The sequence below is a fragment of the Vibrio viridaestus genome (assembly GCF_003856525.1).
Taxonomy (GTDB): Bacteria; Pseudomonadota; Gammaproteobacteria; order Enterobacterales; family Vibrionaceae; genus Vibrio; species Vibrio viridaestus.
The window spans coordinates 37,227-51,188 of record NZ_RJVQ01000014.1 but is presented as its reverse complement, the minus strand read 5'-3'; the positions used below and the strand labels follow the sequence as shown (position 1 = coordinate 51,188).

Annotated in this window: 12 protein-coding genes; 5 read left to right on the top strand and 7 right to left on the bottom strand. The window is 42.5% G+C overall.

Features of this window, described 5'->3' with window-relative positions:
* Positions 1-5: 5 nt before the first annotated feature.
* On the bottom strand, positions 6-1,025 hold the full coding sequence (gene galE / locus EES38_RS20265) for a UDP-glucose 4-epimerase GalE (protein ID WP_124939077.1): 1,020 nt from the start codon (positions 1,023-1,025) through the stop codon (positions 6-8).
* 598 nt (positions 1,026-1,623) lie between these two features.
* Here galE and tusA point away from each other — a divergent pair.
* Positions 1,624-1,878, top strand: coding sequence for a sulfurtransferase TusA (tusA, locus tag EES38_RS20255; protein ID WP_124939046.1), 255 nt, complete (start codon positions 1,624-1,626; stop codon positions 1,876-1,878).
* Positions 1,879-1,888: 10 nt separating this feature from the next.
* Here the strand turns inward: tusA and EES38_RS20250 are convergent, their stop codons facing one another.
* Positions 1,889-2,140, bottom strand: a complete 252-nt coding sequence (locus EES38_RS20250; RefSeq protein WP_124939045.1) for a hypothetical protein — start codon at positions 2,138-2,140, stop codon at positions 1,889-1,891.
* Positions 2,141-2,273: 133 nt separating this feature from the next.
* On the bottom strand, positions 2,274-2,828 hold the full coding sequence (locus EES38_RS20245; protein WP_124939044.1) for a TMEM165/GDT1 family protein: 555 nt from the start codon (positions 2,826-2,828) through the stop codon (positions 2,274-2,276).
* Between the two features lie 419 nt (positions 2,829-3,247).
* Here EES38_RS20245 and glyQ point away from each other — a divergent pair, with 419 nt between their 5' ends.
* From glyQ to EES38_RS20230, 3 genes are all read left to right on the top strand, one after another.
* Positions 3,248-4,168 (top strand): glycine--tRNA ligase subunit alpha, encoded by a 921-nt coding sequence (gene glyQ, locus EES38_RS20240; RefSeq protein ID WP_124939043.1) that lies wholly within the window; start codon positions 3,248-3,250, stop codon positions 4,166-4,168.
* Positions 4,169-4,180: 12 nt separating this feature from the next.
* The gene (glyS, locus tag EES38_RS20235; protein ID WP_124939042.1) at positions 4,181-6,247 is read left to right on the top strand and encodes a glycine--tRNA ligase subunit beta; all 2,067 of its coding nucleotides are present in this window, start codon (positions 4,181-4,183) and stop codon (positions 6,245-6,247) included.
* Between the two features lie 205 nt (positions 6,248-6,452).
* Positions 6,453-7,706, top strand: coding sequence for a valine--pyruvate transaminase (locus EES38_RS20230; protein ID WP_124939041.1), 1,254 nt, complete (start codon positions 6,453-6,455; stop codon positions 7,704-7,706).
* 60 nt (positions 7,707-7,766) lie between these two features.
* Here EES38_RS20230 and EES38_RS20225 read toward each other — a convergent pair whose 3' ends face one another.
* A complete protein-coding gene (locus EES38_RS20225) occupies positions 7,767-8,210 on the bottom strand; it encodes an Hsp20 family protein (protein ID WP_124939040.1) in 444 nt (147 codons plus the stop codon).
* A 307-nt stretch (positions 8,211-8,517) separates the two neighbouring features.
* On the opposite strand from EES38_RS20225, the gene EES38_RS20220 reads away from it, so the two are divergent.
* Complete coding sequence (locus EES38_RS20220; RefSeq protein ID WP_124939039.1) at positions 8,518-9,366, top strand: helix-turn-helix domain-containing protein; 849 nt, start codon at positions 8,518-8,520, stop codon at positions 9,364-9,366.
* Between the two features lie 26 nt (positions 9,367-9,392).
* Here EES38_RS20220 and EES38_RS20215 read toward each other — a convergent pair whose 3' ends face one another.
* From EES38_RS20215 to gyrB, 3 genes are all read right to left on the bottom strand, one after another.
* Positions 9,393-10,505, bottom strand: a complete 1,113-nt coding sequence (locus tag EES38_RS20215; protein ID WP_124939038.1) for a succinylglutamate desuccinylase/aspartoacylase family protein — start codon at positions 10,503-10,505, stop codon at positions 9,393-9,395.
* Between the two features lie 59 nt (positions 10,506-10,564).
* Positions 10,565-11,338 (bottom strand): transporter substrate-binding domain-containing protein, encoded by a 774-nt coding sequence (locus tag EES38_RS20210; RefSeq protein ID WP_124939037.1) that lies wholly within the window; start codon positions 11,336-11,338, stop codon positions 10,565-10,567.
* Positions 11,339-11,527: 189 nt separating this feature from the next.
* On the bottom strand, positions 11,528-13,945 hold the full coding sequence (gene gyrB / locus EES38_RS20205; protein WP_124939036.1) for a DNA topoisomerase (ATP-hydrolyzing) subunit B: 2,418 nt from the start codon (positions 13,943-13,945) through the stop codon (positions 11,528-11,530).
* Positions 13,946-13,962: the final 17 nt, after the last annotated feature.

Below are 13,962 nucleotides of genomic sequence, written 5' to 3'. Positions count from 1 at the left end.
AAAATTTAATTAGCTACATATCCATTGGGATTATTCGATTGCCAATTCCAGCTATCACGAGCCATATCGGATAACGTTCGGGTCGCCTTCCAATCCAGTTCCTGTTCTGCTTTATCGGTACTGGCCCAACACTGTGCAATATCGCCAGGACGACGAGGACAGATTTCATAAGGGATGGGCTTATTACAGGCAGATGCGAAGGCATTAATCATTTCCAGCACACTGGTACCTTTACCTGTACCAAGATTAAATACATGCAGACCGTGCAGTTGGCTAATCTTTAGTAACGCAGCCACATGACCGTCAGCAAGGTCGAGTACATGGATGTAATCTCGTACACCTGTACCGTCATGTGTAGGATAATCTGCACCAAATACTGAGACTTTGTCTCTGCGCCCCACTGCAACCTGAGCAATAAATGGCATGAGATTATTAGGAGTGCCTTTTGGATCTTCGCCCATCGTTCCAGAAGGATGAGCCCCCACCGGATTAAAATAACGCAGTAGGGTTACACTCCAGCTAGCGTCTGATAACACAAGGTCGGACAGACATTTTTCAACCATCCATTTCGATGAGCCATAAGGGTTCGTTGTGTTTCCTGTTGGAGAATGTTCATAAAGAGGAACAGTAGCGGGATCACCGTAAACTGTGGCTGAAGAGCTGAAAATAATCGACTTAACCTGAGCTCGTTGCATGGCTCGTAGTAACACCAAGGTACCATTGACATTATTATCGTAGTACTCCACTGGCATTGAGACCGATTCCCCAACGGATTTCAAACCAGCAAAATGAATTACTGCCGATATAGATTGCGATCTAAACACGTTATCGAGAAAATCTTCATCCCGAATGTCACCCTCAAAAAAAACAGGACGAACCCCACAGAGCTGTTCGATTCGATTCAACACTTCAATATTGGCATTGCAAAGATTATCCACAATAACAGGCGTCATGCCAGACAGCACCATTTGTACACATGTATGGCTGCCGATGTAGCCCAATCCACCGGTCACTAAAATATTCACATTACGCCCCTGTTTTGTATAAAGCAGATCTCGATTAACGAATGCTCCAAGTCTAACAATCAAACGAGGTAATAATCTGTGATCAACAACCCACATTGTAAACGTTTCCATTTATATGAAAATATGAACCTTTCAATTAAAATCGATTAAATAGAGGAATAAAAAGAAAACGTTTACAGATAAAGATAAAAAAATCCCGCATACAAGTTGCGGGGAAGCCCAAGAAAATAGTAGGTGATATTGATTGGAGCGTAGTTAAAACAGAATGCTCAATTCAGTCAGTTTATTAAGGGTTCTGATTGTCTTCACAAACATCCCGCCAAAACTTAACCTCTAGAGCGATTCCTAAAATAGAAGCCAATAATCCAAAGATGGGAAGTAACGAGAGTACATGCTCAGTGCGAAAGAGAAGCGCACAGAGGCAGATAAAACTGAGACATGAATAAATAGTTACTCTATCTATTGATTGCATACCAGTCACTCCCGTTAACATCTTATTAACCAAATTAAAACAAAATGAAGTTAATTCCAAGAGGTTATTGAATATTTTTTCTTCGTAAGTATTATCTAGCTCTTGTTAGCAACAATGAGACGACTCATGAGCATTGATCCCAGTAAAGCGACTCAAACTTTAAATGCAGAAGGTTTGCGCTGCCCTGAACCGGTAATGATGGTAAGAAAAACTATCCGAGGTATGAACGATGGAGATGCGCTACTTGTCATTGCTGATGACCCATCAACTACCAGAGACATCCCCAGTTTCTGTCGTTTTATGGATCACCAACTGGCAGAGAGCCAGACCACTGAACTACCTTACGAATATTTAATCGTTAAAGGCGTTACAAAGTCTTAACATTTAGCCGTTATTCATTTTGATTAATTTTATGCTGGAGCGCCTCAACTTGTTTTTTGAGGGCTCTGATATCGTTGTGCATTGGAATTAAGTGTTGAGTACGGATCCAAGCTTCAACGGTTAAACCCGTGAGAATAATCGCTCCGACCACCATTGGTACCCACATATCAGTCAGGACCATACCGAGAACGGTTAAAGCCAGGCCAAACGTAAACAAATAACTTTGTTGTTTAGGTGTCATCCCCATGTAACGAGCTAACATAACGAGTTGCCTCCGGTCATTGACTACTAAAAAACTAGCATATTTTTCAGTGTGGAAGGCTGAATTTGGTCACGGAACTCAAGAAATAATAAAGCTGCTCAAAAATGAGCAGCTTTAATCATTGAAAGGGGCACTAGAATATAGCGGCACCAATAGCGAGAGCGAGGAACAATACCGCCGTAACTCGACGAATGAGAACTAATGGTAGTTTATCAGCGGACAGTTTGCCGATAATAACAACAGGAACATTGGCCAAAAGCATGCCAATTGTTGTACCTAATACAACCCATTCAAGTCCGTTAGAGTATTGGGCACCCAGAATCGATGTTGCGATCTGCGTTTTATCACCAACCTCTGCAATAAAGAAAGCGACAAAGCTAGCGATAAAAGGGCTTTTACTAACTAACTTATCATCGTCATCCATCTTATCAGGTATCAATACCCATCCCGCCATCAACAAAAAGCTGACGACAACAACCCACTTAAGAATTTCAGGAGAGAGATACTCTGCAACTTCAACGCCGATCCAGGCCGCTAACGCGTGGTTTACAATTGTTGCCAAAAATATAGCAAAAATAATAGGAACAGGGCGACGATACCGGCTCGCTAACATCAAAGATAAAAGTTGGGTTTTATCTCCAATTTCTGCCAGTGCCACTGTTGTAATTGAAATAGCTAAAATGCTCACGACATGCTTCTCTGAGGCGGGTTAATTATGACGATAGACAAACTCCACGCCCCACCTCGGTAACATGGTGTTTGTCTAAGGTCTTGCAAAACTGAACAAATATAGGATTTCAGTCTCGAACGCCACGGTGATTTTGCACCAACTGTGTTGACGAACGAACGATTTAGAAAAATTAAACCGTATGCTACTCCCCAAAGACCCAACGATTCTATAGAGCAAATGCAATGATCTCAAGCAAAATTAGCAAAATTGCGCTGAAATAACGATAACTCCTGAGTTTCAAACCGGTTCTTATTTATTAAAAGAAACTTTTTGTCCAGTAATTAAACAAGATTTCCACTACTCCGGAGAGCAATAACTCGGTATACTTCATTGTTATTTTTATTCATTCATTACAAAAGAATCGCGCGAACCCGACTATGCAAAAATACGACGTAAAAACCTTTCAGGGTATGATCCTCGCGCTGCAGGATTATTGGGCCCAACAAGGCTGTACTATTGTTCAACCGTTGGATATGGAAGTGGGTGCGGGTACTTCTCACCCGATGACCTGTCTGCGAGCAATTGGTCCAGAGCCAATTGCTACGGCTTATGTTCAACCATCCAGACGCCCTACTGACGGCCGCTATGGCGAAAACCCAAACCGCCTACAACACTATTACCAGTTTCAGGTCATTATCAAACCATCTCCAGACAATATTCAGGAGCTCTACCTAGGCTCACTTAAAGTTCTCGGTATTGACCCAACTGTACACGATATCCGATTCGTTGAAGACAACTGGGAAAACCCAACACTGGGTGCCTGGGGTCTTGGCTGGGAAGTTTGGCTAAACGGCATGGAAGTAACACAGTTTACTTACTTCCAACAAGTCGGTGGTCTGGAGTGTAAACCAGTAACTGGTGAGATCACTTACGGTATTGAACGTTTAGCAATGTATATTCAGGGTGTCGATTCTGTTTATGACCTAGTTTGGACTGACGGACCACTGGGCAAAGTCACTTATGGGGATATCTACCACCAGAACGAAGTGGAGCAGTCGACTTACAACTTTGAACACGCTGACGTCGATTTCCTATTTGGTTTCTTCGATCAGTGCGAAAAAGAGTGTAAGCACCTTATCTCTCTGGAAAAACCACTTCCACTACCTGCTTATGAACGTATTTTGAAAGCGGGTCATGCATTTAACTTACTGGATGCTCGTAAAGCTATCTCAGTAACAGAAAGACAACGTTATATTCTTCGTATTCGCGATCTAACAAAATCTGTTGCCGAAGCTTACTACGCATCCCGTGAAGCGTTGGGCTTCCCAATGTGCAAAAAGCAAGACGAACAAGCATAAGGGGAAGATAACATGGCTAAAGAATTTTTAATTGAGTTGGGTACGGAAGAACTTCCACCAACACAACTGCGTACTCTCGCAGAAGCATTTGCAACTAACTTTGAATCTGAGCTTAAAGCCGCAGAGTTGTCACACGAAGGCGTAAAATGGTACGCCACACCACGCCGTCTTGCGTTAAAAGTCGCGCAACTTGCTGAGTGCCAACAAGACAAAGTAGTTGAAAAACGTGGACCTGCAATCTCAGTTGCCTTCGACGAACAAGGTAATCCAACCAAAGCGGCACAAGGCTGGGCTCGTGGTAATGGTATTACTGTTGAACAAGCTGAGCGTTTGGTAACCGATAAAGGTGAGTGGCTTCTTTTTAAAGAAGAAGTGAAAGGTCAGCCAGTTCAAGACATCGTTGTTGAGCTTGCAGCCAAAGCGCTTTCCAATCTACCCATTGCAAAACCAATGCGTTGGGGTGATAAAGAAACTCAGTTTATCCGTCCAGTAAAAACTCTGACCATCCTTTTGGGTGAAGAACTTATCTCTGGTGAAATTCTAGGGGTAGCGTCAGCAAGAACTATTCGTGGACACCGCTTTATGGGTGAGCCTGAGTTTGAGATTACGTCAGCAGACGAATATCCATCCATTCTTGAGTCTCGCGGTAAAGTGATTGCGGATTACGATGCTCGTAAAGCAACAATCATTGCTGACTCGCAAAAAGCAGCCCAAGCTCTTGGTGGTAAGGCAGACCTTGAAGACGATTTGGTCGAAGAAGTGGCCTCTCTGGTTGAATGGCCAGTCGTACTCACTGCTAAATTTGAAGAAAAATTCCTGGCAGTTCCTTCAGAAGCCTTGGTTTATACCATGAAAGGCGACCAGAAGTACTTCCCTATCTATGACGACAATAAACAACTTCTACCAAACTTCATCTTTGTCTCTAATATCGAATCTAAAGAACCTCGATTCGTTATTGAAGGTAACGAAAAAGTGGTTCGTCCTCGTCTAGCTGATGCAGAATTCTTCTTCAATACCGACCGTAAGAGCGCACTTGTCGATCGTTTACCGTTGCTTGAAAACGCAGTTTTCCAAAAGCAGCTCGGTACAATCAAAGACAAAACCGATCGTATCACTGAGCTTGCAGCGTATATTGCTGACAACATTGGTGCTGATGTTGAGAAATCAAAACGTGCTGGTTTGCTCGCCAAATGTGACTTAATGACCAACATGGTGTTTGAGTTTACAGAAACTCAGGGTGTCATGGGTATGCACTACGCTCGTCATGATGGTGAAGATGAACAAGTTGCGGTTGCTTTATATGAACAATATATGCCTCGCTTTGCTGGCGATGTTCTACCAAGCAACGGCGTATCATCCGCACTTTCAATGGCTGACAAACTGGATACTATCGTTGGTATTTTTGGTATCGGACAAGCGCCAAAAGGATCTGACCCATTTGCGTTACGTCGTGCATCTTTAGGTGTACTGCGTATTATCGTTGAATATGGCTATCATCTTGATCTTGTTGATTTAATTGCTAAAGCAAAATCTCTGTTTGGTGACAAATTATCAAACAAAGACGTTGAAACTGACGTACTTGAATTCATGTTAGGACGTTTCCGTGCTTGGTATCAAGATGAAGGCTTTAGTGTTGACATCATTCAGGCGGTTCTTGCTCGTCACCCAACGAAACCAACTGATTTCGACCAACGTGTAAAAGCGGTATCTCACTTCCGTGGGCTGGATGAAGCAGAATCCTTAGCAGCAGCAAACAAACGTGTAGGTAACATTCTTGCGAAATTCGAAGGTAACCTTGCTGATGACGTCGATCTTACATTGCTTCAGGAAGCTCAGGAAAAATCGCTGGCGGAAGAAGTGGCGGTAATGACGGAAGCTCTTGAACCAACGTTTGCTGCAGGTAATTATCAGGATGCATTGGCGAAACTTGCCTCGCTGCGTGAACCTGTTGATGCTTTCTTTGATAACGTAATGGTAATGGCAGACGACGAAGCGTTGAAGAAAAACCGTCTGACTCTGCTGAATAATCTGAGAAATCTATTCTTAGAAATCGCTGATATCTCATTGCTACAGAAATAAGTAGATTATCAACACCAACTCAGTAAAAGCTCGACCTCATGGTCGGGCTTTTTTTTTCAACAAATTCAAAGCATATTCAAAAAGGATAAAATAAACACTTTCTAAACCAAATTCATTCATGTATGTTTTTCATTCAGCAAAAAATGCGAAAAAATATCCATTTTTATTTTTAATTCGAGAATAATCACTATCTAGGTAGTCAGTAATGCAGTTTTCTTCTTTTGGTGAAAAATTTAACCGTTATTCGGGCATAACCCAACTAATGGATGACTTAAACGATGGTCTGAGAACACCAGGTGCCATCATGCTCGGTGGGGGTAACCCAGCAGCCATTCCTGAAATGCTGCAATACTTTGAGCGAGCGAGTCAGGATCTTCTTGCCAGCGGAGATTTAGTATCAGCAATTGCCAACTATGACGGCCCTCAGGGAAAAGACGCATTTCTACGCTCATTAGCGGCACTCTTTCGTGAAAACTATGGCTGGGATATCAGCGAAAAAAATATCAGCCTGACTAACGGTAGCCAAAGTGGCTTCTTCTATCTGTTTAATCTGCTCGCTGGGAAACAACAAGATGGCTCACACAAGAAGATTTTATTACCACTGACACCTGAATATATCGGCTACGCAGATGCCGGCATCGATGAAGATATTTTCGTGTCTTTTAAACCAGAAATCGAATTACTCGATAACCGTCAGTTCAAATACCATGTCGATTTCAATCAACTTGAAATCGATGACTCTGTTGCGGCTATCTGTGCTTCACGCCCAACAAACCCAACAGGTAATGTTCTCACCAATGATGAAGTGTTGCACCTTGATAAACTAGCGAGAGAACATAATATCCCTCTGATCATTGATAATGCCTACGGCTTACCGTTTCCTAATATCATTTTTAGTGATGAAAAACCTTTCTGGAATGACAATACCATTCTGTGTATGAGCCTATCTAAGATCGGTTTACCTGGCGTACGCTGTGGTATCGTTATTGCCAATGAGCAAATTACCCAGGCAATGAGCAATATCAACGGTATTATTAGTCTCTCACCCGGTAGTATTGGTCCTGCTTTCGCTAACTATATGATTGAGAAAGGTGATCTACTAAAGCTCAGCTCCGAAGTCGTGAAGCCGTTTTATTACCAAAAAGCACAGCAAGCGGTATCGTGGCTACAGGAAGCAATTCCGGATCCACGCTTTCGAATTCATAAGCCGGAAGGCGCAATATTCTTATGGCTATGGTTTGATGAACTACCGATTGCGACCAAAGAGCTCTATGCAAGACTCAAACAACGTGGTGTGCTGTTAATACCCGGCGAATACTTCTTCTTTGGACAACAGGATCAGGACTGGCAACATACCAGGCAGTGTATCCGCATGAACTATGTGCAGGATGATGAAACAATGAAGCGTGGAATTGAGATAATTGCTGAGGAAGTCAGAAAGGCCTACGACGAACAGTAATCTTCCATTAAAAAGAGCGCCTTAAGGCGCTCTTCACTACTTTATTTTATGCTGACCAACTTATTCTTTGCTTTCCAACAAATTTTTTGTGTTGATGGCAATTTTACGAGGTTGCATCGCTTCCGGAATTTCTCTTTCCAGATCAACATGCAAAAGACCATTTTCCATTTCAGCACCAACAACTTTAACGTAGTCAGCTAACTGGAATTTACGCTCGAAATCGCGTTCAGCTATACCTTGATATACGTAGGTTTTTTCTACGTCATCTGCTTTGCGTTCACCACGAACAATCAACGTATTTTCTTGTTGAGTAATCTCGATATCTTTATCACCAAAGCCAGCTACAGCCATTGTGATACGATACTCGTTTTCACTTTTCTGTTCGATGTTGTACGGAGGGTAACCCGCAGAGTTACTTTTAGTTGTTGCCGCCTCCATCATATTGAAAAGACGATCAAAACCAATAGCGTTGCGGTATAAAGGAGTGAAATCTACAGTTCTCATATAACTATCCTCTTAATGTAAGCAATAGTAAGATGACATTCATTCTTGCGACCTGAACTCATCCAATTATTTTTCATTTTAGAAATGCAGCTACCTCATTCGAGCGTAACCACCATTTCTGGCCAAGGGCCCTTACGGCATCCCTTTCATTTACATATATAAGGTCAACAAATTCGCTTTCAAGGGCTTTTTTCAAATTTTTTCCGTTTATTTTTTATGCATGATTCAGAAGATAGTATTTGATATTCGTAAGAAAAAACTCATAGACTATGACCAATCTCATTCCCAATATTGTTGATGTTTCCTTATGACCGATAATTCAATCCCGCACAACCTTAAACTCCTTTGCAGTTACATAGGGAACGTATCGGAATGCAGTAGACAAATTGGAATTAACCGTCAACAATTTACTAAATACCTCAGTGGGAAAAGCACCCCATCAGTTAAAAACCTACGAAAAATCTGTGATTTTTTTGGTGTTGATGATGATGAGCTAACCCTACCAACCGAGACCTTTCGTCAGCTAATATCCTCACGGGCCAACATAAAAAAATCGCGTAAAGCACTAGATAATTCACCGCAAGGTGACAGGCACGCAAAATTACTTGAGGGTATGATCAATCAATCGGAAGCCGATTTAGAACGGTATCTTGGCGACTATTTTTACTACTATATGACACCGTCCTACGATGGTCATATCAGTAAAGGATTTGCTCGGCTCTACATGAAAGATGGCATCGGATATTCGCACTTCTATGAACGAGCAAAACCAGAACAGGCTATGCAAGACTACTCTGAGGTTGGGAAATTTGCTGGTTTAGTCTTTGTGTTAGGGGAAAGAATCCAGATTGTCGATTACGGCGTACATTGTCAGAGAGCTCTGTCTCACACCATCCTTTATGGTGCGGCAAAAGGCCGTTACGATTTACTATCCGGAATAACACTCGGTATTCAGGGCAGAAATTCCCGAATTCCTTTCTCTGCACGCATTGTTTTCGAGAAGACATCAAATCAAACATCACTGCGAAATAAGCTAAATAGTATTGGTCTCTTCCCAATCGATAGTGGCGACATTTCTCCCGCAATCGTCAAACGTCTAAAAACCCCCAGTGAAATCGCTAACCCTGATATATTTACAGCCAGTGAGAACTTCTGACGCAGTGATATCAGGGCTAACCTTATTTAAGGTGCGAGTAAGTAACCACTTCGGACTTTCTTCTTACCCGCAACATGAGCAACTAGCATACCGGCAGTGGCCATTCTACGGTTAGTTCGCGAAAAGAGAATTCCGGGCTGACTAGCTCTAATTTCTTCAATTGTGTCCGTTATAGGATCAATAATTTCACTAATAAGCTGATTCTCTCTCACATGCTCACCCGGGGTTAGATAGTGAACGACCAACCCTCCCATCGTACTTTTCAGTGGTTCAACGGCATCAAGATCACTAGCTTGGGCTGTCGATGATGGTAAATCAAACGGTTGCTTGATAACGCCAAGAGAGGAAAGATAAGTCAAAATAGCATAAGCATCATGTTCCGCGTCCTCATGATACACATCGGACTGTCCTTTTAATTCCAGAGTAACGGAATAGCAGGATGACTCTCCTAATGCAAAACCAAAATACTCTCTGAGACGTTTCCACGTCATATCAAAACAGGAATCAAATGGATTACCACCGGTATCATCAGCCAGCATATTTACCGATGACTGTAATGCTCTTGCTAATGGCTCTATCGCAGGCCATGAATAATAAGTGCTGTAAGTATGCGTAATCGCTTCAAAATCACAATGAAGATCAAGAATAATGTCTGCATCACAGCAGAGTAACTGCAAAGCTTTTTGCTGTGACTGATATTCTGTTGCAACGCTGATTGAAGCAATCGATTCACGTAATGCCTGCTTAACCAACTGACCATTATGTTGTGAATCCTCACTCAAATTACCATCCAGGCGAGCGACCACATCATCAAAAGGATCGTAGTAGCCACGATTAAAATTATGCCCATTCTCCATCTCGTAACGCCCGAGATGAACGTCCATAAGGTGTTGATTTTGTCCTATCGGATTGGCAACCGGAACCAAAACTACCTCACCTTGAATATCCCCTTGTAGTTCTAGTTCCTTCAACGCCTGTTTTAGTTTCCACACCACAAGCATCCCTGGTAACTCATCTGCGTGAAGAGAAGACTGAATATAGATTTTCTTTCCTTGCCCCTTAGAGCCAAAGTGAAAACTGTCGATACAACGCTGAGTTCCAGGAACAGGAGAAATTAAAGGCGATTTATTATGCTGCATAATACTCTCATATAGACAAAGGGCTGCTATTAAGCAGCCCTAATCGATAAATTTAGCGACTACTTTTTGTATAAATTCAGGTCACCAAAGTATTGGCGCTGGATACGGTCATACGTCCCATCGGCGTGGATTTTTTCTAATCCATCGTTAATCAGGTCAATCATTTCCTGATCACCTTTACGAATCGCAATAGCAGAGTCGGCTGGTAGTAATTTATCTACCACTTTTGTATTCACAAACTGCTTATGCTTACCGCCATCAATAAAATCAAACTGCGCCTGGAGCATATCCTGGAATGACGCATCAATACGTCCATTGATTAAATCTGCGTAGACTTGATCTTGATCTTGATAAGTTTGCACTTGAACGCCATGCGCTTCGAATCGTTCACGAACGAAGTGTTCTTGCATAGTACCCTGCTGTACACCAACCACTTTTCCTTTAAGTGATTCCGCTGTTGGTTCAAGGTTTAACTGTTTACGACTGAGCATAGACGAAAAACCAGACCAGACTAGATCAGAGAAAGCGACTTCTTTCTTGCGTTTCTCGGTAATACCAAGTGACGAGAAAATCGCGTCAATTTTATCGACTTTCAGACTTGGAAACAGACCATCGAAGCTGGTTGGAAACCATTCACATTTTTTCTGCACTTTCTCACAAATAGCATTTCCAAGATCAATTTCAAAACCAGCCAGCGACCCATCTGGTTTTTTGTATTCAAAAGGTGGATAAGTAGCATCTACACCAAATCGGATAGTATCTGTTTGCGCCCAAAGAGAGGTAGAACCGAACACTGCCGAAAGTAAAATGAACGCTTTGGTACATTTTTTCATTTTTAGCTTCCCTGTTTTATTATCGTTAAGTGTTCACTCTACTGAGGCATAATCAGTAAGTCTATGGAATCAGTAGCGCCACACTGAAGCACTATGATGCCAAGTTGCGTCATAATGCGTCACTCATATATTCTAGACAAAAAAAACCACTCGTTAGAGTGGCTTTTCAATCAATGTTAGTACGATAAACTAAACATCAAGGTTAGCAACGCGCAGAGCATTCTCTTCGATAAACGCACGACGCGGTTCAACCTGATCACCCATAAGCGTAGTAAATAGCTCGTCCGCACCAACCGCATCTTCAATCGTAACCTGCATCATACGGCGAGTTTCTGGGTCCATAGTGGTTTCCCAAAGCTGATCAGGGTTCATTTCCCCTAGACCTTTGTATCGCTGAGTAGAAAGTCCACGACGTGATTCCTTGATTAACCAATCCACTGCTTCAACGAATGTTTTAACCGGTTGAGTTCTTTCACCACGTTTGATGTAAGCACCGTCTTCGATTAATCCATCAAGGTCTTCGTAAAGAGCCGCTAGCTGGCCATATTCTTTCGAATTGAAGAAATCGACACTCAAATAGTACTCATGAACAACACCGTGTGTACGAACTTTAATCTTAGGAACAAACAACTGATGCTCTTCGTTAAATTCGACAGAGAAGTCATACTGACTTGCGCCCACCTCTTTTGCATTCAACTGTTCAACTAAGCGCTTAGTCCATGCAGCGACATCCGCTTCGTTTTCACCTTCAGCACGGCTTAAACGAGGAATATAGATCAGCTCGTTCATTAGAGCGTAAGGATAACGGCGACTCATTCGCTCGATCAGTTTAATACCAGAGTTATATTTCTGAACTAACGTTTCAAGCGACTGACCAGAAAGAGGTGGCGCACTTGGATTAACATGCAAAGATGAACCATCAAGAGCGATAGCAATCTGATACTGCGTCATCGCTTCTTCATCTTTGATGTACTGCTCCTGCTTACCTTTTTTCACTTTGTACAAAGGAGGCTGAGCAATATACACGTAACCACGCTCAATAAGCTCAGGCATTTGACGGTAAAAGAAGGTTAATAACAGAGTACGAATGTGCGAACCATCGACGTCCGCATCCGTCATGATGATGATATTGTGATAACGCAGTTTGTCTGGGTTATATTCATCACGACCAATACCACAGCCAAGTGCGGTAATTAGAGTTGCAACCTCTTGAGAAGAAAGCATTTTATCAAAGCGTGCTTTTTCCACGTTGAGAATTTTACCTTTCAATGGAAGAATGGCCTGATTCTTACGGTTGCGTCCCTGTTTTGCTGAACCACCTGCAGAGTCACCCTCCACAATATACAGTTCAGAAAGTGCCGGATCCTTTTCCTGACAGTCAGCCAGCTTACCCGGTAAACCTGCAAGGTCTAGAGCACCTTTACGACGAGTCATTTCACGAGCTTTACGCGCCGCTTCACGCGCACGTGCGGCATCAATAATTTTCGAACAAACGATTTTTGCTTCGTTCGGATGTTCAGCAAGGAAATCTGTTAGCTTCTCACCCATCGCCGACTCAACCGCAGCTTTGACTTCGGATGAAACCAGTTTGTCTTTTGTCTGGCTAGAGAACTTAGGATCTGGCACTTTAACCGAAACAACAGCGGTCAGGCCTTCACGAGCATCATCACCCGATGTCGCCGTCTTTGCTTTTTTCGAGTAGCCTTCTTTATCCATGTAGTTATTCAACGTACGAGTCAGTGCTCCACGGAAACCCGCTAAGTGAGTACCACCATCTCGTTGAGGTATGTTATTGGTAAAGCAGTAAATATTCTCTTGGAAACCATCATTCCACTGCATTGCCACTTCAACAGAAATTCCGTCTTCACGATCAACGTTAAAATGGAAAACTTTATCATGGATAGGTGTTTTATTGCGATTCAGGTGAGTAACGAATGCGCTAATACCACCTTCATACATGTAATGAGCTTGCTTGTCTTTTTCACGCTCATCAAACAAATTGATTGAGACGCCTGAGTTTAGGAAAGACAGTTCGCGCAAACGCTTAGCAAGAATCTCGTACTCAAATTCAGTATTCGTAAACGTTTCGTTGCTAGGCCAGAAACGAATCATTGTTCCTGACTTTTCAGTTTGACCGACAACTTCAAGTGGTTTTTCAGGAACACCGTGACGGTACGTTTGAGTATGGATCGAGCCATTACGGTTAATAGTAAGAACGACTTTCTCTGATAGTGCGTTTACAACAGAAACACCCACACCATGCAGACCACCTGACACTTTATATGAGTTATCATCAAACTTACCACCAGCATGCAATACCGTCATAATAACTTCGGCTGCAGACACTTGTTCTTCTTCGTGAAGTTCAGTTGGAATACCACGACCATCATCCTGTACAGAAACAGAATTGTCCTCATGAATCGTTACGATGATATCTTTACAGTAACCCGCTAACGCTTCATCTATCGAGTTATCCACCACCTCAAATACCATGTGATGCAAGCCGGTTCCATCGTCAGTGTCACCAATGTACATTCCTGGACGCTTACGTACGGCGTCAAGCCCCTTCAGTACTTTAATACTCGATGAATCGTAATTATTCGACATGAGTTGCTCTCTCAATA

Bases quoted from the DNA above. Each gene is read 5' to 3' on its own strand.
- glyQ (WP_124939043.1), top strand. From the start codon at position 3,248: ATGCAAAAATACGACGTAAAAACCTTTCAGGGTATGATCCTCGCGCTG.
- gyrB (WP_124939036.1), bottom strand. From the start codon at position 13,945: ATGTCGAATAATTACGATTCATCGAGTATTAAAGTACTGAAGGGGCTT.
- EES38_RS20230 (WP_124939041.1), top strand. From the start codon at position 6,453: ATGCAGTTTTCTTCTTTTGGTGAAAAATTTAACCGTTATTCGGGCATA.
- EES38_RS20215 (WP_124939038.1), bottom strand. From the start codon at position 10,505: ATGCAGCATAATAAATCGCCTTTAATTTCTCCTGTTCCTGGAACTCAG.
- tusA (WP_124939046.1), top strand. From the start codon at position 1,624: ATGAGCATTGATCCCAGTAAAGCGACTCAAACTTTAAATGCAGAAGGT.
- EES38_RS20220 (WP_124939039.1), top strand. From the start codon at position 8,518: ATGACCGATAATTCAATCCCGCACAACCTTAAACTCCTTTGCAGTTAC.
- glyS (WP_124939042.1), top strand. From the start codon at position 4,181: ATGGCTAAAGAATTTTTAATTGAGTTGGGTACGGAAGAACTTCCACCA.
- EES38_RS20225 (WP_124939040.1), bottom strand. From the start codon at position 8,210: ATGAGAACTGTAGATTTCACTCCTTTATACCGCAACGCTATTGGTTTT.
- EES38_RS20210 (WP_124939037.1), bottom strand. From the start codon at position 11,338: ATGAAAAAATGTACCAAAGCGTTCATTTTACTTTCGGCAGTGTTCGGT.
- EES38_RS20250 (WP_124939045.1), bottom strand. From the start codon at position 2,140: ATGTTAGCTCGTTACATGGGGATGACACCTAAACAACAAAGTTATTTG.